Here is a 20,531-nt window from a genome sequence, read left to right as displayed (position 1 = left end):
GTCCTGCCCGGAGGGCGTCGGCTGCGGGTCCTCGTCGAAGAAGTGCGGGCCCGTTTCCTCCACGGCCGCGGACGCGGCGCGGACGCCGGGCGGCGGGACGAGCGGCTCGCCGTCCTTCGGCGCCGGCCGGCTGGTGCCGGGCACCCAGGAGGAGCCGTTCCAGTACCGGACGTATCCGGGGATGGACGGGTCCGGGTAGTAGCCCTCGCGGGGCCTGTCGTCACCTGGGGCCGGGGTTGGGGCGCTCATGTCCGTCGTCCCGTATCTGCTCGGGGGTGGGATGGGGGCCTCCACATCTATCAGACCGGGGCAGCCCTCAGCGCCAGTCCCGCAGGACCCACCCCTTTCCGGGCATCGCCGTGCTGGGCTCTCACAGATCCACGAAAAAAATTTCCCCGAACCCGCGTAATGGCCCGCCCGCCGCCCGCTCTCCCCCGGTGCGAGCCCGTCCCGAGCGGGTCCGACCAGCGCAGACGAGGAAAGGAACGCAGGTCATGGAGCACATCGTGGTGGAGCGCGAGCTGGAACTGAGGCTCATCCTGTCGCCGGAGCGCAGCATCCCGGTACCGGCCCGGCTGAGCTACCGCTCCGACGATCCGTACGCCGTCCACATCATCTTCCACATCACCTCCGAGTCCCCCGTCAACTGGACGTTCGCCCGCGACCTGCTGGTGGAGGGGGTGTTCCGGCCGCGCGGCCAGGGGGACGTGCGGGTGTGGCCGACGAAGGTCGACGGGCGCAGCGTCGTGCTGATGGCGCTCAGCTCGCCGGACGGGGACGCGCTGCTGGAGGCGCCCGTCCCGCAGGTGTCGGCGTGGCTGGAGCGGACGCTGCGGGCGGTGCCGCCGGGCACGGAGGGCGGGCAGCTGGGCATCGACGACGCGCTCGACCAGCTGCTCGCCCGGTGAGGCCGGGGAGCCCGGTGCGGCAGGGCTCAGAGGACCTTGCCCGGGTTGAGGATGCCCAGGGGGTCGAAGGCCTGCTTCACGGCCCGCTGCATCTCGACCCCGACCGGGCCGATCTCCCGGGCCAGCCACTCCTTCTTCAGCACGCCGACGCCGTGTTCGCCGGTGATGGTGCCGCCCAGCTCCAGGCCGAGGGCCATGATCTCGTCGAAGGACTCGCGGGCCCGCCGGGACTCGTCGGCGTCCTGGGCGTCGAAGCAGACGGTCGGATGGGTGTTGCCGTCACCGGCGTGCGCGCAGACGCCGATGGTCAGGCCGTACTTGGCGGCGATCCGCTCGACGCCCTCCAGCATCGCGCCGAGCCGCGAGCGGGGCACGCACACGTCGTCGATCATCGTCGTGCCCTTGACCGCCTCCAGCGCGGTCAGCGAGAGGCGCCGGGCCTGGAGCAGCAGCTCGGACTCGGCCGCGTCGTCGGCCGGCACGACCTGGGTGGCACCGGCGGCCTCGCACAGCTCACCGACGGCGGCGAGGTCGGCCGCGGGATGCGGGGTGTCGAAGGCGGCGAGGAGCAGCGCCTCGGTGGTCTCCGGGAGGCCCATGTGGGCGAGGTCGTTGACGGCCTTGACGGTCGTACGGTCCATCAGTTCGAGGAGGGAGGGGACGTGACCGCCCTCCATGATCCGGCAGACGGCCGCGCAGGCGGCGGTCGCGGAGGGGAACTCGGCGGCCAGCACCAGCTGCTGCGGCGGCTTGGGTCTGAGGGCGAGGACGGCCCGGACGACGATGCCGAGCGAGCCCTCGGAACCGACGAACAGCCGGGTGAGGTCGTAGCCGGCGACGCCCTTGGCCGTGCGGCGGCCGGTGGACATCAGGCGGCCGTCGGCGAGGACGACGTCCAGGCCGAGGACGTACTCGGCGGTCACGCCGTACTTGACGCAGCACAGGCCGCCCGAGCCCGTGCCGATGTTGCCGCCGATGGTGCACATCTCCCAGCTGGAGGGGTCCGGCGGGTAGTACAGGCCGTGTTCCTCGACCGCGTGGGAGAGGGTCGCGTTGATCACGCCCGGTTCGACCACGGCGATCCGGTCGACGGGGCTGATCTCCAGGATCCGGTCCATCTTGGTCAGGGACAGCACGATGCAGCCGTCGGTGGCGTTGGCGGCGCCGGACAGGCCGCTGCGGGCGCCCTGCGGGACGACCGGGACGCGCAGCTCGGTGGCGACCCGCATGACGTGCTGGACCTGTTCGACGGTGCGCGGCAGGACGACGACGGCCGGGGCGCCGGCCGGGCAGAAGCTCGCCATGTCGTGCGAGTAGGAGGCGGTGACGCCGGGGTCGGTCAGGACGGCCTCGGCCGGCAGGCCGGCCAGGAGCCGGCCGGTGAGGTCGCCGGTCACCACAGCGTCTTCGGAGCGGGGCGCTTCGATACGGCTCATGATCAAAGGGTGACACTCACGGCCATCGGTGTGAACCCCGGCCGCCCTCCGGTTGGGCCACCCGGATGTGATCGTCATATTGACGCACAGTGAGCGCCATGGACAACCGAGTGGGCGTGCGGGGTACGTCCCTGCCGAGCGAGCCGCCGGCGCCGCGCCGCTCGCGGCGGTGGCCGCGGCGGGTGCTGGTCACCGCGCTGGCGGGCGGGGTCGCCGCGGGCGCGGTGCTGACCCTGCTGCCCGGCGGACGGCCGCACCGGGCGGTACCGCCGCCCGCCGCCGGACCGCAGGCACAGGCGCAGGCGCTGACGGCGGTGACCTCGGGACTGCCGGCCGCGCTGCCGCAGCTCGGGGCGCTCATCGCGCTGCAGGAGCAGCGGGTGCGGGCGCAGCCCCGCGACGCGCGGGCGTGGGCCGTGCTGGGGGCGGCGTACGCGGCGCGGGCCCGCCGGACGGCCGACCCGGCGGACTGTCCGCGGGCCGAGCAGGCGCTGCAGACGTCCCTGCGCCTGCGGACGGCACAGAACACCGAGGCGCTGGACGGGCTGACCGCGCTGGCGCTGACGCGCCGGGACTTCCCCGCGGCGAAACGGTACGGCGAGGAGGCGCTGAAGTCGGCGCCGAAGCGGTGGACCGCGTATCCGCCGCTGATCGAGGCCTACACCGGGCTCGGCGACTACAAGAGCGCCCGCGCCACGCTGGACAAGCTGCTGGGGCTGCGCACCGGCGCGGCGGCGCGGCCCGCGGTGATGGCGCGGGCCGCGGCGGTGTACCGGGACCGGGGCTGGCGCGAGGACGCGGCGGCCCAGCTGGCCGACGCCGCGGCCGGTGCGGGCACCCCGGCCGAGCAGGCCGCCTATCTGACCGGGCTGGGGCAGCTGGCGTGGGAGCGCGGGGACCTTCAGGACGCGCTGCGGCACTTCGAGGCGGCCGTACGCCTCGACCCGGACCAGGGGGCGGCGCTGACCGGACGGGGCCGGGTGCTGGCGGCGCTGGGCCGCACCACGGAGGCGTACGAGGCGTACCGGGCGGCGCTCACCGGGCATCCGAGTCCGCAGGGTGCCTATGAGCTGGGCGAGCTGTACGAGGCGCGGGGCATGACCGAGCAGGCCCGGGAGCGCTACGACCAGGTGCTGGAGCTGGTGCGGCGCGGGATGGCGGGCGGGGTCGACGAGGAGCTGCTGATCGGGCGGTACGAGGCGGACCACGGGGACCCGCAGGAGGCCGTGGAGCGGCTGGAGGCGGAGTGGGAGCGGCAGCCGGGGACCGAGGTGGCCGACGCGCTCGGCTGGGCGCTGCACCGGGCCGGCGACGACGAGGAGGCGCTGACCTACGCCACCACCGCGACGGACGCGACGAAGGGCGGCGGGGTGCGCAGCGCGCTGTACGCCTTCCACCGGGGCATGATCGAGCTGGAGCTGGACGAGCAGGCTCCGGCGCGCCGGCACCTTCAGCAGGCGCTGCGGTTCAACCCGTACTTCTCGCCGTTGCAGGTCCCGGTCGCGCAGGAGGCGCTGCGGGCGCTGGGCGACGTCCCGGAGGAACCGCCGCCCAGCGCCTAGGGCGTGCCGCTTACAGGTTGCCCCGCTTCTCCTGCTCGCGTTCGATCGCCTCGAACAGGGCCTTGAAGTTGCCCTTGCCGAAGCCCATGGAGCCGTGCCGCTCGATGATCTCGAAGAAGACCGTCGGGCGGTCCTGGACCGGCTTGGTGAAGATCTGCAGCAGATAGCCGTCCTCGTCACGGTCGGCGAGGATCTTCAGCTCGCGCAGGGTCTCGATCGGCACACGGGTGTCGCCGACCCACTCGCCGAGGGTGTCGTAGTAGGAGTCGGGCGTGTCGAGGAACTCGACGCCGGCCGCGCGCATGGTGCGGACCGTCTGCACGATGTCGTTGGTGTTCAGCGCGATGTGCTGGACGCCGGCGCCGCCGTAGAACTCCAGGTACTCGTCGATCTGGGACTTCTTCTTGGCGATCGCGGGCTCGTTGATCGGGAACTTGACCTTGAGGGTGCCGTCCGCGACGACCTTCGACATCAGCGCGCTGTACTCGGTGGCGATGTCGTCGCCCACGAACTCCTTCATGTTCGTGAAGCCCATGACCTTGTTGTAGAAGGCCACCCACTCGTTCATCTTGCCGAGTTCGACGTTGCCGACGCAGTGGTCGATGGCCTGGAAGGTGCGCTGGGCCGGCGGCTCGACCATCGGCTTGGCGGCGACGTAGCCGGGCAGGTAGGGGCCGTCGTAGCCGGAGCGGTCGACCAGGGTGTGGCGGGTCTCGCCGTAGGTGGCGATCGCGGCGAGGACGACGGTGCCGTGCTCGTCCTTCACCTCGTACGGCTCGGCGACGCTCCGCGCGCCGTGCTCGATCGCGTAGGCGTACGCGGCGCGGGCGTCCGGGACCTCGATGGCCAGGTCGACGACACCGTCGCCGTGCTCGGCCACGTGCCGGGCGAGGAAGCGGCCCCAGTCGGTGCCCGGCTTGATCACCGAGGTGAACACGAAGCGGGCGGATCCGTTCTCCAGCACGTAACTGGCGGTCTCGCGGCTGCCGTTCTCCGGTCCGGAGTACGCGACCACCTTCATGCCGAAGGCGGTGGAGTAGTAGTGCGCCGCCTGCTTGGCGTTGCCCACGGCGAAGACGACCGCGTCCATTCCCTTGACCGGGAAGGGGTCGGCCTGCCGTGCGGTGTCGGGAGTGTGGTGTGTGGTCTGCGTCATGGCGGAAGGGTGGCCCCGCTCTGCAAGGTGCGCAATAGTTCGCGTATTCACTGGGCAATCTGCCCAGCGGTACGGCCGCATCGGCTGCCTTTCTGTACAGGATGACCATCTTGGGGGTCCCATGGCGATCGATCATCTGGACGGGCGCATCATCGTGCTGCTGGCCCAGGAGCCGCGCATCGGCGTGCTGGAGATGTCCCGGCGGCTCGGGGTCGCACGGGGCACGGTGCAGGCACGGCTGGACCGGCTCCAGTCGAACGGGGTCATCCGCGGATTCGGCCCCCAGGTGGATCCGGCGGCCCTCGGCTACCCGGTCACCGCGTTCGCGACGCTGCAGATCCGGCAGGGCCAGGGGACCGACGTCCGGGCGCATCTGTCGACCGTGCCGGAGGTGCTGGAGCTGCTCACCACCACCGGCAGCGGGGACATGCTGTGCCGGCTGGTGGCCCGCTCCAACGCCGATCTGCAGCGGGTGATCGACCGGGTCGTCGGCTTCGACGGCATCGTCCGCGCCTCCACGACGATCGTCATGGAGAACCCCGTTCCGCTGCGGATCATCCCCCTGGTGGAACAGGCGGCGGCGGAGGGCCGGGACAGGGACTAGGGCCTTCCGCCGGCACGATCCGCAAGAGAGGCGCTAGCAGCTCGGGACCGGGCCCTTGCCCTTCTCCAGGGCCACCAGGGCGTTCACCGCCCCCTTCAGCGTGGTGACCGGGACGAGCCTGAGGCCCTTGGGCAGTTCCGCCCCGGCGTCGGCGCACTCGGCCTTCGGCACCAGGAAGACGGTCGCCCCGTCCCGCCGGGCGGCCTGCGTCTTCAGGGCCACCCCGCCGACCGCGCCGACCTTGCCGTCGGCGTCGATGGTGCCCGTACCGGCGATGGTGCGGCCACCCGTGAGCTCGCCGCCGCTGCCGTCGCCGTCCAGTTTGTCGATGATCCCCAAGGTGAACAGCAGGCCCGCGCTCGGCCCGCCCACGCCGGCGAGCTTCAGCGTGACCTTGACCTTGTCCGCGCTCAGCCCCAGGTACTTCAGCGCCGCCTGGGTCGCCGCGTCCTGGGACTGCTTCATCTGCGCCACGTTGTGCTTCTCGATCTCCTTCAGCGTGTCGCCGCTCGGGTAGACCGCGTCGCGCGGCATGACGGCCCGGTCGGCGCGGAACCAGTTGGAGGCCACGTCACCGAGGGTCACCCTGGTGTCCGGGCCGGTCGCCACGATCGTGACCATCCGCAGCTGCCCGGTGGTCCTGCGGACGGGCGCGCCGGAGACGGTGATCACCTGGCTTCCCTCGGCCGCGCCGAGCACGTTCGCGGTCGTGCCGGGCTGGGCCACCGAGAACGGCAGCGGCGCGAACGCCGCCGTGGCCAGCAGGGCCGCGACGGGCAGCGCGCAGACGGCTACGGCCTGGGAACGCGTGAGACGTGAGAGCACGGGATCAATCTAACGCGGTCACCGTCCGTGCCTTATGCCGTGTACAGGTCCCGCCGCTCCACGGTGAAACGGCGCAGCGCGTCCGGGAGCGGTGCGACGCCGATGCCGGGGCCCGCCGGGACCGGGAGGTGCCCGTCCTTGAGGACGAACGGCTCCGTGAGGTCCTCGGCGAAGTAGCGGGAGGAGGCGGAGGTGTCCCCGGGGAGGGTGAAGCCGGGGAGCGCGGCCAGGGCCAGGTTCGGGGCACGGCCGATGCCCGTCTCCAGCATGCCGCCGCACCACGCCGGGACGCCGTGCGCGTGCGCCACGTCGTGGACCCGGCGTGCCTCCAGGTAGCCGCCGACCCGGGCGGGCTTGACGTTCACCACCCGGCAGGCGTCCAGCGCGATCGCGGAGGCGGTGTCGCGCGCGTGGTGTAGGGACTCGTCCAGGCAGACCGGCGTCCGCAGGCGCTGCTGCAGCCGGGCGTGGGCGTGCAGGTTGTTCTCCTCCAGCGGCTCCTCGATCAGCAGCAGCCCGAACTCGTCCAGCCGCCGCAGATGCTCGGCGTCGGCGAGGGTGTAGGCGGTGTTGGCGTCGACCTGGAGCGGGAGGGCGGTGCCGAAGCGCTCGCGGACCGCGCGGACCGGGTCGACGTCCCAGCCGGGCTCTATCTTCAGCTTGATGCGGACATAGCCCTCGGCGAGGTAGCGCTCGACGTCGTCCAGCAGTTCGGGGACCGAGTTCTTGATGCCGACGGAGACCCCGGCGGGCACCCGGTCCCGGACCGCGCCGAGGTAGGTCGCGAGCGGCATGCCGTACGACCGCAGCTCGGCGTCCAGGAGCGCCGTCTCCAGGGCGGCCTTCGCCAGCTCGTGGCCCTTGGTCTTCGCCAGGGCGGGGGCGAGCGCGGCCGTGGTGAGGTGCGGGAGGGCGGCCGCGCGCGGGATCAGGAAGTCGCGCAGCACGATCTCGGCGCCGGCGACGAACTCCGGGCAGTACAGCGGTTCGGGGTCGGCGGCGAACTCGGACCAGCCCTCGGCGGTGTCCGTGACGACCCGCAGCAGGAAGGTGTCCTTCGCCGTCATCGTCCCGAAGGACGTGCGGAAGGGGGTGACCAGCGGGATCGCCACGTGCACGATCTCGACGCGTTCGAGCTTCATGCCGCCGCCTCCTCGCGGGTGAGGGTGTACCAGCCGTCACGGGACATGCCGGTGGCCCGGAACCCCTCCGTGAAGGCGTCCAGGAGCACGTCGCGCACGGCGTGCCGCCAGCGCAGCGCCAGGGCCGGCTCGGCGGCGCGCAGTTTCACGATGTCCTCGGGCACCCGGCACCAGACGTGCCGGCCGGCCGGGTCCCGGCGGGCGAGGGGGTCGCCGTCGGGGGCCCTGCGGACGACCGGACCGCAGGCCCCGGCCTCGGCCTCGGCCTCGTCCTCGTACGGGGACGAGGCACCGGCCGCCGTCAGATCCCAGGTCACCGTCAGCCGGTCGCTCTCGTCGCCGTCGTTCACGCCGTCGGTCATGGGGCCGTAGAAGTCGACCAGGTACTCCGTGCCGACGGCGCCCAGCTTGGCCAGGTTGAAGCGGGCGTTGCGGCCGACCAGCGGGTCGAAGGTCCAGCGCATGGTGCGCGCGCCGCGCCCGGCCGCCCAGTCGCGCTGGGCCAGCTTCACCGCGTGCCCGAGCCCCCGGTCGGCGGCGGCCACCAGCGAGTAGGTGCTGTGCTCGGGGCCGAGGACGGCGACGGACGCCCCGGCGAGCCGCTGCCCGTCGTAGGCGGCGTGGACCGCGCCGCCGGCGTGCACCAGGCTGTGCAGGACCTCGGCCGGGTAGGGCGGGGCGGTGCGGGGTGTCTGCCAGACGTCGCTGAAGTAGTCGGCCACGGCCGCGAGGCGGGCGACGTCCTGGACGGTGCGGATGGTGACTCCTGCTGTCATGGCACGAGTCTCGAAGGAGCCGGGGACACGTGTGTTGTGCGAGCGGCCAAGGGATGCGTACGTTCGTTTCACCATCCGCCAACAGCCTGCTGGGGGGCCCTCATGGACGTCTGCACTCTCGGCGATCTCCTGGACGTCGTCGGCGGCCCCGCCCTGCACCTGCACACCGCGCCCGCCGGGCAGGCCGTACCGGTCACCGAGGCCGTGCTCCACGACGGCCGCACCCCGCTCCCCCGGCTGCCCGGCGCGCTGCTGCTGGCGGTCGGCGTGCCGGCGGACCGGGCGGGCCCGCTGCTGCGGGCGGCGGCGGAGGCGGGGCTGACCGGCGTGGTGGTACGCGGCGCGGACGGCCCGGTCGCGGAGGCCGAGGCACAGGGCGTGGCGCTGCTGTCCGTCGCCGAGGACGCCGCCTGGCACCACGTGCATCTGCTGCTGGCCTCGGCCATCGCCGCCCGGCCCGGCGCCACCGGCTCCGACAGCGGGCTCGGCGACCTGTTCGCGCTGGCCGACGCGATCGCGACGGCGACCGGCGGGGCCACCGCCATCGAGGACCCCAGGCAGCGGATCCTCGCCTACTCCACCGTCTCCGGCCAGCCGATCGACGAGGACCGACGGCAGGGCATCCTCGGCCGTCAGGTGCCGACGACGGGCACGGCGAACACCGAGCAGTACCGCCGGCTGTTCGCCGCCGCCGGCCCGCTCCGGCTGCCCGCGCTGTCCGACGGGGACCTGCCCCGGCTGGCGGTGCCGGTGCGGGCCGGCGGGGAGACGCTCGGCTCGGTGTGGGTGGTCGACGGCGGCTCGCTCGCCCCGGACGCCGAGGACACCCTCGCCCAGGGCGCCTCTACGGCCGCCCTGCTCCTGCTGCGGGCGCGCGCGGCCCGGGAGCTGGCCCGGCACCGGGGCAGCGAGCTGCTGCGCCGGCTGCTGGACGGCACGGCGGCGGACTCGGCGACGGCCGCCGAACGCCTGGGCGTCTCCGGCCCGGCCCGGGTGGCGGCCTTCGTGCTGGACTCCGCCGCGAGCGTCCCGGACGCCGAGCGCACGGCGTCGCGGCTGCTGGACGTCGTACGGCTGCAGTGCGAGGCGCGCTACGGGCGGCACGCGGGCGTGCTGGTGGACGGGGTGGTGTACGCGGTGCTGCCGGGCCCCGGTGAGCGGCACAGGAGGCTCGCCGAGGACATCGTGGCGCGGGCCGGGCAGGCGCTGCGGGTGCCGGTGCGGGCCGCGCTCGGCGAGGTCGTACCGGACGCGGAGGGGCTCGCTCATTCGCGGGCGGACGCGGACCTGGTGCTGCGGGTGCTGGACGAGGAGCTGCCGGTGGCCACGGTGGACGAGGTCCGGGCGCGGGTGACGCTGCTGCGGCTGGGTGAAGTGATGGGCGGGCGGCGCGAGTTGAGCGCGGGCGCGTGGCGGCGGGTGCTGGCGTACGACGCGGAGCACGGCACGGAGTACGCGCGCACGCTGGTCTGCTGGTTCGACGCGGGCTGCGACATGGCGGGCGCGGCGAAGCTGCTGGCCGTGCACCCCAACACCTGCCGCTACCGCCTCAGACAGCTCCAGCAGCACGCCGGGGTCGACCTGGACGACCCCGACGAACGGCTGGTGCTGTGGCTTCAGCTGCGGGTACTGGCGGGCCTCAGCCCAGCCACGCCCTGAGCCCGGCCTCGCACCGATGCAGGTGCTCCACGGGGACGTACTCCCCCGCCGTGTGCGCCAGTGCGGGGTCCCCGGGGCCGTAGTTGAGCGCGGGCACACCCAGCGCGGCGAACCGGGCGACGTCCGTCCAGCCCAGCTTGGGCCTCGGCTCGGCACCGAGCGCGGCGACGAGCCCCCCGACCCGGTCCAGGTGCGGCAGGGCGCCCGCGACGGCCTCGGTGACCCGCACCTCGTACTCCGGGAAGAGCCCGCGCACGTGGGCCTCCGCCTCTTCGGGTGAACGGCTGGGCGCGAAACGGCAGTTGACGGTGACGACGCACTCGTCGGGGACGACGTTCCCGGCGACCCCGGCCCGTACGGCGACGGCGCCGAGCCCCTCCCGGTACTCCAGCCCGTCGATCACCACCCGCTCGGGCCGGTGCGCGTCGAGCCGCCGCAGGACCTCGCCGGCCTTGTGCGCGGCGTTGACGCCCTGCCAGGCGCGGGCGGTGTGCGCGCGGGCGCCCCTGACCACGATGTCGGCGGTGAGGATGCCCTGGCAGCCGGCCTCCACGCCCGCGTCGGAGGGTTCCATCAGGATCGCCAGGCCGGCGTCGGCGAGCAGCTCCGGCCGCTCGGCACCGATGCGGGCGAGCCCGTTCCGGTCGCCCTCGACCTCCTCGCACTCGTAGAAGACGTAGGTGAGGTCGCGTTCGGGCGCGGGCACGGTGGCGGCCAGCCGCAGGGCGACGGCGACCCCGCCCTTCATGTCGCAGGCGCCGAGCCCGTGCACACGGCCGTCGGCGAGCCGTGCGGGCAGGTTCCCGGCGGCCGGGACGGTGTCCAGGTGCCCGGCGATCAGGGCGCGTGCGGAACGGCCGAGGCCGGTGCGGGCGACGACGGAGTTGCCGACCCGGTCGACGGTGAGGTGGGGCAGGGCGCGCAGGGCGCCTTCGACGGCGTCCGCGATCCGCGCCTCCTCGCCGCTCTCGGAGGGCAGGTCGACGAGGGCACGGGTGAGGGTGACGACGTCGGCGGTCGGGTCGAGCGTGCTCATACGAGGTCCTCAGGCTGGTTGAGCTTGGAGTGGCGGTTGCCGTAGAGGCCGTAGACGACGAGCCCGGCCGCCATCCAGGCGCCGAACGCGATCCAGGTGCCGGCACCCAGGCTGCCCAGCATGTAGACGCAGAAGCCGACGCCGAGGAGGGGTGTGACCGGCGAGAACGGCACCCGGAAGGAGCGCGGGGTGCCGGGGCTGCGCCGGCGCAGCAGCACGACCGCCAGGTTGACCAGCATGAACGCGAAGAGGGTGCCGATGCTGGTGGCGTCGGCGAGGCTGCCGAGCGGCACGAGGGCGGCGAGGACGGCGATGAATCCGGACACGATCACCGTGTTGGCGCGGGGCACGCCGGTGCGCGGGTGCACCTTGGCGAACAGGGGCGGTACGAGACCGTCCCGGGCCATCGCGAAGAGGATGCGGATCTGCCCGTACTGCACCGTCAGCACCACGCTGGTGGTGGCGACGACCGCACCGACGGACAGCAGCACCGGCCACAGGTTCCCGCCGCCGACCGACCGTACGAGCACCTCGCTGAGCGTGGCCTCGGTCCCCGCGAACTGCTTCCACGGCATGGCCCCGAGTGCGGCGACCGCGACCAGCACGTACAGGGCGGTGACGAGGACCAGCGACAGGATGATGGCGCGCGGCAGGTCCCGTTGGGGGTCGCGGGCCTCCTCGCCCGCCGTGGAGGCGGCGTCGAAGCCGATGTAGGAGAAGAAGAGGGAGGCCGCTCCGGCGCTCATGCCGGCGGCGCCGAGGGGGAAGAGGGGGTGGAAGTTCCCGGCGCGGAAGGCGGTGAAGGCGACGGCGCAGAACAGCACGAGGGCGGCGATCTTGACGGAGACCATGACCGTGTTGGCCACGGCGCTCTCCCTGGCCCCGCGCAGCAGGACGACCATGGCGAGGACGACGATGAGGGCGGCGGGGATGTTGAGGGTGCCCCCGGCGCCGGGCGGGGCGCTGAGCGAGGCGGGGAGGGTCACCCCGAAGGTCAGCTCCAGCAACTCGTTGACGTACTGCCCCCAGCCCACGGCGACGGCCGCCACGGAGACGCCGTACTCCAGGATCAGACACCATCCGCACACCCAGGCGACCAGCTCGCCGAGGGTGGCGTAGGCGTAGCTGTAGGAGGAACCCGAGCCCGGGATCATGCCGGCCAGTTCGGCGTACGACAGCGCGGAGAACAGGGCGGTGACGCCGGCCAGCACGAAGGAGACGACGATGGCGGGTCCGGCCTCGGGCACGGCCTGGCCCAGGACGACGAAGATGCCGGTGCCGAGGGTGGCGCCGACGCTGAGCAGCGTCAGCTGGGCCACGCCCATGGTCCGCTTGAGCGGGCTGCCGGCGGCCTCGCCGACGAGACGTTGCACCGGCTGGCGCCGGGTGAGTGTGCCTGTGCGTGGTCTGCGCCGGCCGGCCTCCGGCCGGGTGCCCACCGTGTCCACCATGCTGTTCCCTCCGCCTCGGGGTGTATGGCCCTTGATGATGCGGAGGGGCGGCGACGGCGGGGTGTGCGCATCGGCCAAAGCTGCGGGGTGCTTCTTGGCCGGATGGGCAAAGGAGGCGGGGCCTTTGCGGCGAGGGCGTGCGGGTCGGCCAAGGATCCTGAGCGGTGCCCGTGCCGCAGCGGGGCGAGCGCCCCGCAGGGGCGCGGGGAACCGCGCTCGCGGGCCCCGCCCGGTCGCACGCGGCAGAGGGGCCCCCGTCACGCGTGTCAGCGCAACGCCTCGGCCACCTCCCGCGCCGCCTCCACCACCCTCGGCCCGACCCGCTCCGGCACGGAGTCCGCCAGCATCACGACACCGACGCTGCCCTCGACCCCCGTGACCCCGACCAGCGGCGCGGCGGCCCCGCTCGCCCCGGCCTCCAGCTCACCGTGCGTGAGCGTGTACCCGGGATCCGCGGACGGTGCCTGCCGGGCCGCCAGGATCGCCCTGCCCGCGGCCCCCCGGTCCAGCGGATGCCGGAACCCGGCCCGGTAGGCCACGTGATAGTCGGTCCACGTCGGCTCGACCACGGCGACGGCCAGCGCCTCCGTCCCGTCCACCAGCGTCAGATGCGCCGTGGCCCCGATGTCCTCGGCCAGCGACCGCAGCGCGGGCAACGCGGCCTCCCGCACCAGCGGATGCACCTGCCGGCCGAGCCGCAGCACCCCGAGCCCCACCCGGGCCCGTCCGCCCAAGTCCCGCCGTACGAGGGCGTGTTGTTCCAGCGTGGCGAGCAACCGGTACACCACGGTACGGTTCACGCCCAGTTTCGTGGACAGCTCGGTGACGGTCAGCCCGTGGTCGGTGTCGGCCAGCAGCTTGAGGACGCGCAGTCCCCGGTCGAGCGTCTGAGAGGTCTCCGCGGTCACGACGCCCACTCCTTTGGTGGTGAGGGCGGCGGCCCCCTGAGCGGCGGATGCGTCACCGAGTCCCGTCGGCGACGCGCGTCAGAGGCCGCCGATCGGCAGGACGGCCCGGCGGCTCCGGACCCTGTCGCTTCACGGCTGCGCTCCGCGGCGGCGCTGCCACGGGGCGTGTGCGTAGCGGGACAGTAGCGAAGCCGGTTCGCTGAGCGGAAGTCTCAGTCCAGAATCCGGGCAAGACCGGATCCGGCCTGCCAGGATTCGTCCGGATACGCACACGCGGCGAGCGCCGACGGGCACGTCACCGCATCCGCGTCGCCCACTCCTGCACCTTGGCGATCCGCTGCCGCAGCTGTCCCGCCGTGGCCTCCGCGCTCGGCGGTCCCCCGCACACCCGCCGCAGCTCGGTGTGGATCACCCCGTGCGGCTTGCCGCTCTGGTGCACATAGGCGCTGACCATCGTGTTGAGCTGCTTGCGCAGCTCCATCATCTCCTTGTGCGTGACCACCGGCCGCCGCTCGGCGGGCAGCTCCAGCAGGTCGGCCTCGGTGTCCGGCTTCTTCCGGCTGTGCGCGATCTGCCGGGCCTGCCGCTTCTGCAGCAGCATCTGCACCTGGTCGGGCTCCAGCAGGCCCGGGATGCCGAGGTAGTCCTGCTCCTCCTCGCTGCCCGGATGGGCCTGCATGCCGAACTCGGCGCCGTCGTACAGCACCCGGTCGAAGACGGCCTCGGACTCCAGCGCCTCGAAGGAGAACTGCTCCTGCTCGCCGGTGTCCTCGTCCTGCTGCTTGTTCGCCTCCTCCATCTCCTTCTCGGATTCGGCGTACGGGTCCTCCTCGCCCTCCTTCTTCGGCTTGTCGAGGGCGTGGTCCCGTTCCTTCTCCATCTCGTTGGCGAAGGTCAGCAGGTCGGGCACGGTCGGCAGGAACACGGACGCGGTCTCGCCGCGCCGCCGGGACCGTACGAAACGCCCGACGGCCTGCGCGAAGAAGAGCGGGGTCGAGATCGTCGTCGCGTACACGCCGACCGCGAGCCGGGGCACGTCGACGCCCTCGGACACCATGCGCACCGCGACCATCCACCGGTCGTTGCTCCCGCTGAACTCGTCGATCCTCTTCGAGGCGCCGGCGTCGTCGGACAGGACGAGCGTCGCCCTCGTCCCCGTGATCTCGCGGATGAGCTTGGCGTAGGCGCGCGCCGAGTCCTGGTCGGAGGCGATGACCAACGCCCCCGCGTCCGGGATGGCCTTGCGGACCTCGGTCAGCCGCTGGTCGGCGGCGCGCAGCACGCTGGGCATCCACTCGCCGCGCGGGTCGAGCGCCGTACGCCAGGCCTGGCTGACCGCGTCCTTGGTCATCGGCTCGCCGAGCCGGGCGGCGATCTCGTCACCGGCCTTCGTGCGCCAGCGCATGTTGCCGCTGTAGGAGAGGAAGATGACCGGCCGCACGACGTGGTCGGCGAGGGCGTTGCCGTACCCGTAGGTGTAGTCGGCGGCGGACCGCCGGATGCCCGCGTTGTCCTCCTCGTACGTCACGAAGGGGATCGGGTTGGTGTCGGAGCGGAACGGCGTACCGGTCAGCGCGAGCCGGCGCGTCGCGGGCTCGAACGCCTCCAGACAGGCCTCGCCCCAGGACTTGGAGTCACCGGCGTGGTGGATCTCGTCGAGGATGACGAGGGTCTTGCGCTGCTCGACCCGGTTGCGGTGCAGCATGGGCCGCACGCCGACACCGGCGTACGTGACCGCGACGCCGTCGTAGTCCTTGCCGAGCGGTCCCGCGCTGTACTCGGGGTCGAGCTTGATCCCGATCCGGCCCGCCGCCTCGGCCCACTGCTTCTTCAGGTGCTCGGTCGGCGCGACCACGGTCACCTGCTGCACGACGTGGTGGTGCAGCAGCCAGGAGGCGAGCGTCAGCGCGAAGGTGGTCTTGCCGGCGCCGGGCGTGGCGACGGCGAGGAAGTCACGCGGCTGCTCCTGGATGTACTTCTCCATCGCCCCCTGCTGCCAGGCACGCAGCCTGCTGGCGGTACCCCAGGGCGCGCGGCCCGGGAAGGCGGGCGAGAGGTGGTGGGAGTGAGCGGAGGAAGCGGCGGTGGTAGTCACGGTCTCCGTTTTTGTGGGGCTCGGCTCGGCTACGTATGACAACCGGGCCACCCTACCGGCGCCGCCCTCCCGTCAACGCCCGGACGAGGCCCGGCCGCCCGCGGGTGGGACCCACATCACAGCTGCCGCAACCGCCCCGCGATCACCGCGACATCACTGACGTCCCCGGAGGTCACATCGATGACCAGGTCGTATGCGACGTCCTGGCCGGCGTCGGCGAGATCGACACCGTCGCGGCCGAGGAAGGGGGCCGTCGCCGGCCAGGCGGTGCGCTGGTCGCCGTCGACCAGCGGGTGGCTGGCGGCGAGGGCGTGCAGCAGGGCGGCGGCCTGCTCGTGCAGGTCGTCGTAGGCGACCGTGCCGGACATCCGGGCCCGGGGCCGGTGCACGGCGGAGACCAGCGGCCGGGGCTCGCGCGCCTCGGGCGGCCGACCGCCGAAGGCGAGCGGGCCGACGAAGGCGAGCGGGCCGACGATCGAGGGCACGACCCACCCCGCGGCGAACGCCGCCATGATCGCGGGTCCCAGCCGCTCCGGGTAGGCGCGGCCGACGACGTACAGCGCGACGATCACCAGTCCGCCGCCCAGGCCCTGCACGCCCCGGCCCGGCCCGGCCGAGGATGAACACCCACATGGCCTGCCCGGTCCCGGCGACGACGAGTCCGGCCGCGAAGGCGCCGATGCCGGTGGTGAGCGAGCCGAGGGGACCGCGCCTTCATGAACGGCGTATGGCAGTCCCGTTGCAGCCCCGCCGGTCCCCTTGAGCCGCTTCCGCACGGCGGCCTACGTTTACTCCATCAACACGGCCGTGTGCCCGAGTGGTTCAGGGGCTCGCCTGCAAAGCGAGTTACGTGGGTTCGAATCCCGCCACGGCCTCCACATACGACCGTAGTTCGATACCGCAACCCGCGATGGACGAAGCGGCGCCCACGGCGAACTCTGGTGGAAGCATGCCTGGACCCGACAAGGCGCACTCATAACCATGGCCTCGGGCCTGACAGGCGCACTTCTCGGGTTCCTCTTCGGTATACCCCGGAGTCTTCGCGGCAGACCGCAGGTCTCCGACAACGAGGCGAATTCCCCTGACGCGGGGGGCTACAGATCCAGTACCAATCCGGAAGAGGTGTCCGACTGGCTCACCAAGATCATTGTAGGCGTCGGCCTGATTCAACTGGGAAGCGCTACAGGGGCACTGGGGAGGCTGATACGCGCTGTAGGCGCCGCCCTGGGAGGTACCCCGTCAGCCAGAGTTGTGGGCCATTCACCCACTCCCGTGCGCGACCAAGTGGCGGCCGATCTTCGCGTGGTCAAGAAAACACTCCCGAAGAAGTTCGAGTCACTGATGGCCGACTCCGCCGTACGAGCATGGCTTGAGCGCAACAACATGGCGCCTGAATCGCTCTGACATCACAGCACGGACGCGCACCGGCTCCCGTCGGGTGCGGCATCCGCGGCCGCCGGCTGCCCTCCTGATCTTGGCTGATATACGCTGCGCCTACTTTCATCGCAGCTTGCCCGGGGGGGCCTTACAGATGTTGACGCAGTCGCGTGCGCTCTGGGGGAGCGCGCTTGTTTCCGTGCTTCTGGTGGGCACCGGTGCGGTCGCGGCGCCGGCGTCGGCTTCGGTCACCGGTGCCACCGTCGCGGCCGGGCTCGGACCATGGGCCGCGCCGAAGGAGTTGCCCGGGGTCAGCCGGGTGGTCGATCTGAAGTCGGCCCGGAACGGGACGCTGGCGGGGCTCTTCGTCCAGGGCGGCGAGACGGTGCTCGCGGTCCGGCCCGCGGGCAGCGCCACCTGGCGGCCGTCCGCGCCGGCGCCGGGAGCCACGCTGCAGCGGACGGACGACGGTTCCCTCACGCTGCTGTGGTGGGCGGCGGGGACCGGCGGCGCGCCCAGCACCCTGCGGATGTCCCGGCTGGCTCCCGACGGCACCGCCTTCGGCCCGGCCGAGGACGTCGCGACGGGCACGCCCGCCGCCGGCGGGGTCGACCGGCGGACGCCGGTGACCACCGTCGCCGCCGACGCGGCGGGCAGGCAGGCCGTCGCCTGGATGGACGCAGACCGCCGGCTGACGGTCGTGGAGCGTTCCGGCCCGCGGGCGGCCTGGTCCACGCCGGCGGCCCTGGACCGGCTCCCCGACCCGGTCGTCCGGCCCGACCACACCTACGACTACACGCTGCGGGACCTGCACCTCGCCATGGCCGCCGACGGATCGCTGGCGCTGCTCTGGGGCGGCGACAGCTCCTACACGGGCGACGGGGTGGACCCGGACCCGACGGCGTACCAGTGGCACTACCGGTTCCTGGAGAAGCCCGCGGGGTCCGGGTCCTGGAGCGCGCCGCGTGCCCTGCCGCAGCTGGGCGACAAGCCGCGGCTGGTCACGCTGGCCGCCCATCCGCAGGGCGGTTTCCAGCTGCTGGCCGGGGGCGCCTACGTCCGCAAGCCGGCCGGTGCGGCGGACTGGGGTGCCGCCCAGCCCACCGGGATCGACGCGGGCCCGTCCGCCCCGGCCGAGTTGCTGACCGCCTCGAACGGCGACGTCACGGCGGTCGGCTGGCAGGGCGGCGGCCCGGCCGTCGCCACGCGTCTCGCGTCCCGGGGTGGCTGGGGCGCCCCGCAGCAGCTGACCCGCTACGCCGAGGACGGCTCGCTCGGCAGCGCCCGGACCGCGAACGGCGCGGTGGTCGTCACGTACACGCAGAAGCGGTTCGTCTCCAGTCGTACGGTCCGCCGTGACTTCGTCGCCCAGACCGTGGCGGGCGGCAGCGTGTCGAAGCCACGCACCCTCAGCTCCCGCAAGGACGGCACCACCAGCGCCGGCCGGGTGGCCACCGACGACAAGGGGCGCCCGCTGGCGGTCTGGACGCAGTCGGCCGACGACGGCTCCTCGCACACGTCGTACACCGCGACCACCGCGAGCCGGGCCCTGCCCAGGTGGCACGACTACGCCGACGACGGCCGCGCGGACCTCGTGGGCATCGGCAAGGGCGACACGATGAACCTGCTCACGCGGGACTCCACCGATCCGCTGACCACGTATCAGACGCGTACCTGGGCGGACACGACCCGCGTCGTGCCGTTCGGGGACGTCGACGGCGACCGCTGCAACGACCTCGTCGTACGGCTGCCCGGCGGCGAGACCCGGCTCTACACGCCCGTCTGCGGCGGCCTGCCCGCACCCGACTCCGCGTACCGGCGCCTGGCGAGGGACTGGAGCGGCTACGACACGCTGCTCTCCAGCGGCGACCAGACCGGCGACGGCCGGCCCGACCTGCTGGCCCGCGACGCCCGCACCGGCGATCTGTACCTCTACGCGCTGGACGGCACCGACGGCTTCCTGCCCCGCAAGAAGATCCGCTCCGCCTGGACCGGCTACAAGCGCGTCATCGGCGCCGGCGATCTCAACGGCGACGGCATCGGTGACGTCCTCGCGCTCGACACGTCCGGCGAGCTCTGGCGCTACGACGGCACCCGCAGCGGCACCCTGAAGGACCGCGTCCTGGTCTTCAAGGACTGGGGCGGCTCCTACCAGGACGTCGTGGGCGCCGGTGACGTCGACGGCGACGGCCGCGACGACCTGGTCTCCCGCGACACGTCGAACAGGCTGTGGCTCAACGCGGGCACCGGTACCGGAACTTTCAAGAACCGCGTCCAGGCCGGCGACACGAGCTACTGGAAGAGCTGGGCGTCCCTCGGCTGACCGGGGCGCCGGGCGGGCCGGGTCACAGGACCCCGCCCGCCTCGTCCCGGAACAGGTGCGTCCAGTAGTGCCAGGTCGTGTCCGGGAGGCCGGCCGTGGGGTCGAGGGCGGTCAGGGTGTGCAGCATGGCCGCGGCCAGGTGGTCGTAGGCCCGGGTCGTCAGTTCGTTGCCCAGGTGTTCGTCGATGGTGCGCTCGTGGTGCAGGAGCCAGAGCGTGAAGGCGAGGGTGGAGACGTCGGTGTTGAGGGGATGGAGCGTCCCCTCGGGCCCGCTGTAGGTCAGGACCGCGCCCGTTCTGCCGTCGACCACCAGGCTGTGGTCCCCTACCAGGCGGCCCAGACGGATCAAGTGGTCGGCGTGCGCGGGGAGTTCACCGAGGAGGCCGCCGTCCGCGTGGTCCTCGGTGACGTACTCCCGCAGCGTCGGCAGCGGGACGTCCGTGTCCGCGTGGAAGAGGACCGCCGCCTCCGGCAGCCCGGTCTCGCGCAGGAAGCGCCGGGTCGGGTCGTGCGTGAGCGTGGCGGGGAAGTCGACCTCCTCGAAGCGCACCACCCGGCCGTGCCCGAACTCCTGGTCCAGCAGGCGGGCGGGGACGTCCAGGGTCAGCCCCGACGCCGTGCCGGGGCCCGCGCCGAGCGCGAGCGGGCGGATCAGGGCCGCCGCCTTCCAGTACGGCGGGACCTCGCCGTCCGCGCCCTCCTCGAACAGGGAGAGCAGCCGGCGGGTCGCCTCGGCCGCCGTCCGGGGGCCGTACTGACCCGCCAGGGAGGCGAAACGGCCGCGCAGACCGGCCAGTTCCTCCGTGACCGCGGCGAAGCGCAGCAGGGTGTCCAGGGAGGGCGCGAAGGGGCGCGGGTCGGACGGGGTGGAGAGGTACGCCGTCGTCAGCTCGCCGGTGACGCCGTCGAGCAGGATCGACTCGCGCCGCATGCCGGCGGGGTTGAGCAGTTCGCCGATCACCAGCCGGTCCCGCAGCTCGTCGGCCACGCGGAACGGGCCCTCGGCGGCGTCGGCGAGCGTGCGCAGACCGTGCCTGCGCAGCGGGGAGAAGGTCAGCAGGTCGGTGGCCGCGGGCAGGCCGGTGCCGCTGAGCAGGCCGCGGGTCGGCGCGTGCGTGACATAGCGGTCCAGCTCCGCCTCGGTCAGCGTGATCGCCGTGACGCCGGCGTCGGTCGTGCTCATCGCTCCCCCGCGATCTTCCCCGTACGGTGCTCAGTCGAGTCCGTGAGTGCCGCTGCCCCCACCACTCAGCACCCTACGCCGCCCCACTGA

16 protein-coding genes, 1 tRNA gene and 2 pseudogenes are annotated in these 20,531 nt (G+C 73.1%); 6 read left to right on the top strand and 13 right to left on the bottom strand.

Going from position 1 to position 20,531, the window contains the following annotated elements; all coding sequences use genetic code 11:
* Positions 1–156: 156 nt before the first annotated feature.
* A pseudogene (locus IE244_RS43370) lies at positions 157–249 on the bottom strand (DUF2510 domain-containing protein); the annotation flags it as partial.
* 245 nt (positions 250–494) lie between these two features.
* Here IE244_RS43370 and IE244_RS00440 point away from each other — a divergent pair.
* Entirely contained in the window at positions 495–908 is a 414-nt protein-coding gene (locus IE244_RS00440) for an SsgA family sporulation/cell division regulator (protein ID WP_191870613.1), read from the top strand.
* Positions 909–934: 26 nt separating this feature from the next.
* Here the strand turns inward: IE244_RS00440 and IE244_RS00435 are convergent, their stop codons facing one another.
* Positions 935–2,350: an FAD-binding oxidoreductase gene (locus tag IE244_RS00435; protein WP_191870612.1), complete on the bottom strand. Its 1,416-nt coding sequence runs from the start codon at positions 2,348–2,350 to the stop codon at positions 935–937.
* Positions 2,351–2,442: 92 nt separating this feature from the next.
* Between IE244_RS00435 and IE244_RS00430 the strand changes: the two genes are divergently transcribed.
* Positions 2,443–3,906, top strand: coding sequence for a tetratricopeptide repeat protein (locus tag IE244_RS00430; RefSeq protein ID WP_191870611.1), 1,464 nt, complete (start codon positions 2,443–2,445; stop codon positions 3,904–3,906).
* A 10-nt stretch (positions 3,907–3,916) separates the two neighbouring features.
* Here IE244_RS00430 and hppD read toward each other — a convergent pair whose 3' ends face one another.
* On the bottom strand, positions 3,917–5,062 hold the full coding sequence (gene hppD, locus IE244_RS00425) for a 4-hydroxyphenylpyruvate dioxygenase (protein ID WP_191870610.1): 1,146 nt from the start codon (positions 5,060–5,062) through the stop codon (positions 3,917–3,919).
* 121 nt (positions 5,063–5,183) lie between these two features.
* Here hppD and IE244_RS00420 point away from each other — a divergent pair, with 121 nt between their 5' ends.
* On the top strand, positions 5,184–5,666 hold the full coding sequence (locus IE244_RS00420; protein ID WP_031159480.1) for an Lrp/AsnC family transcriptional regulator: 483 nt from the start codon (positions 5,184–5,186) through the stop codon (positions 5,664–5,666).
* 33 nt (positions 5,667–5,699) lie between these two features.
* Here the strand turns inward: IE244_RS00420 and IE244_RS00415 are convergent, their stop codons facing one another.
* The 3 genes from IE244_RS00415 to IE244_RS00405 are packed head-to-tail and all read right to left on the bottom strand — an operon-like array spanning position 5,700 to position 8,409.
* Positions 5,700–6,491 carry a S16 family serine protease gene (locus IE244_RS00415; protein ID WP_191870609.1) on the bottom strand — a complete coding sequence of 264 codons (792 nt, stop codon included), beginning with the start codon at positions 6,489–6,491 and terminating at the stop codon, positions 5,700–5,702.
* Positions 6,492–6,523: 32 nt separating this feature from the next.
* On the bottom strand, positions 6,524–7,633 hold the full coding sequence (menC, locus tag IE244_RS00410) for an o-succinylbenzoate synthase (protein ID WP_191870608.1): 1,110 nt from the start codon (positions 7,631–7,633) through the stop codon (positions 6,524–6,526).
* Positions 7,630–8,409 (bottom strand): chorismate synthase, encoded by a 780-nt coding sequence (locus tag IE244_RS00405; RefSeq protein WP_191870607.1) that lies wholly within the window; start codon positions 8,407–8,409, stop codon positions 7,630–7,632. The genes menC and IE244_RS00405 overlap by 4 nt, the downstream gene beginning before the upstream one ends.
* 102 nt (positions 8,410–8,511) lie before the next feature.
* Between IE244_RS00405 and IE244_RS00400 the strand changes: the two genes are divergently transcribed.
* Positions 8,512–10,068, top strand: a complete 1,557-nt coding sequence (locus IE244_RS00400; RefSeq protein WP_191870606.1) for a PucR family transcriptional regulator — start codon at positions 8,512–8,514, stop codon at positions 10,066–10,068.
* Here IE244_RS00400 and dapE read toward each other — a convergent pair.
* From dapE to IE244_RS00370, 6 genes and pseudogenes are all read right to left on the bottom strand, one after another.
* Complete coding sequence (dapE, locus tag IE244_RS00395; protein ID WP_191870605.1) at positions 10,049–11,104, bottom strand: succinyl-diaminopimelate desuccinylase; 1,056 nt, start codon at positions 11,102–11,104, stop codon at positions 10,049–10,051. The genes IE244_RS00400 and dapE overlap by 20 nt on opposite strands.
* Complete coding sequence (locus IE244_RS00390; RefSeq protein WP_191870604.1) at positions 11,101–12,555, bottom strand: amino acid permease; 1,455 nt, start codon at positions 12,553–12,555, stop codon at positions 11,101–11,103. The genes dapE and IE244_RS00390 overlap by 4 nt, the downstream gene beginning before the upstream one ends.
* A gap of 266 nt (positions 12,556–12,821) precedes the next feature.
* Positions 12,822–13,463 (bottom strand): IclR family transcriptional regulator, encoded by a 642-nt coding sequence (locus IE244_RS00385; protein WP_191870603.1) that lies wholly within the window; start codon positions 13,461–13,463, stop codon positions 12,822–12,824.
* 295 nt (positions 13,464–13,758) lie between these two features.
* The gene (locus tag IE244_RS00380; RefSeq protein ID WP_031159461.1) at positions 13,759–15,558 is read right to left on the bottom strand and encodes a DEAD/DEAH box helicase; all 1,800 of its coding nucleotides are present in this window, start codon (positions 15,556–15,558) and stop codon (positions 13,759–13,761) included.
* Between the two features lie 116 nt (positions 15,559–15,674).
* Positions 15,675–16,043: a Fic family protein gene (locus IE244_RS43095; RefSeq protein WP_191871363.1), complete on the bottom strand. Its 369-nt coding sequence runs from the start codon at positions 16,041–16,043 to the stop codon at positions 15,675–15,677.
* Positions 16,017–16,272: pseudogene (locus IE244_RS00370) on the bottom strand (MFS transporter); the annotation flags it as partial. The pseudogene IE244_RS00370 and the gene IE244_RS43095, both read right to left, overlap by 27 nt.
* 89 nt (positions 16,273–16,361) lie before the next feature.
* Between IE244_RS00370 and IE244_RS00365 the strand changes: the two are divergent.
* Together IE244_RS00365 and IE244_RS00360 are read left to right on the top strand one after the other, a co-directional pair.
* A tRNA-Cys gene (locus IE244_RS00365) sits at positions 16,362–16,436 on the top strand.
* 698 nt (positions 16,437–17,134) lie between these two features.
* On the top strand, positions 17,135–19,258 hold the full coding sequence (locus tag IE244_RS00360; protein WP_191870602.1) for an FG-GAP-like repeat-containing protein: 2,124 nt from the start codon (positions 17,135–17,137) through the stop codon (positions 19,256–19,258).
* Between the two features lie 22 nt (positions 19,259–19,280).
* On the opposite strand, the gene IE244_RS00355 is transcribed toward IE244_RS00360, so the two are convergent.
* Complete coding sequence (locus tag IE244_RS00355; RefSeq protein ID WP_191870601.1) at positions 19,281–20,441, bottom strand: SUKH-4 family immunity protein; 1,161 nt, start codon at positions 20,439–20,441, stop codon at positions 19,281–19,283.
* Positions 20,442–20,531: the final 90 nt, after the last annotated feature.

Origin of the sequence: Streptomyces filipinensis (genome assembly GCF_014649495.1) — a bacterium.
Lineage (GTDB): Bacteria > Actinomycetota > Actinomycetes > Streptomycetales > Streptomycetaceae > Streptomyces > Streptomyces filipinensis.
Note: the sequence above shows the minus strand (reverse complement) of the source record. Positions and strands in the feature narration are given on the sequence as shown.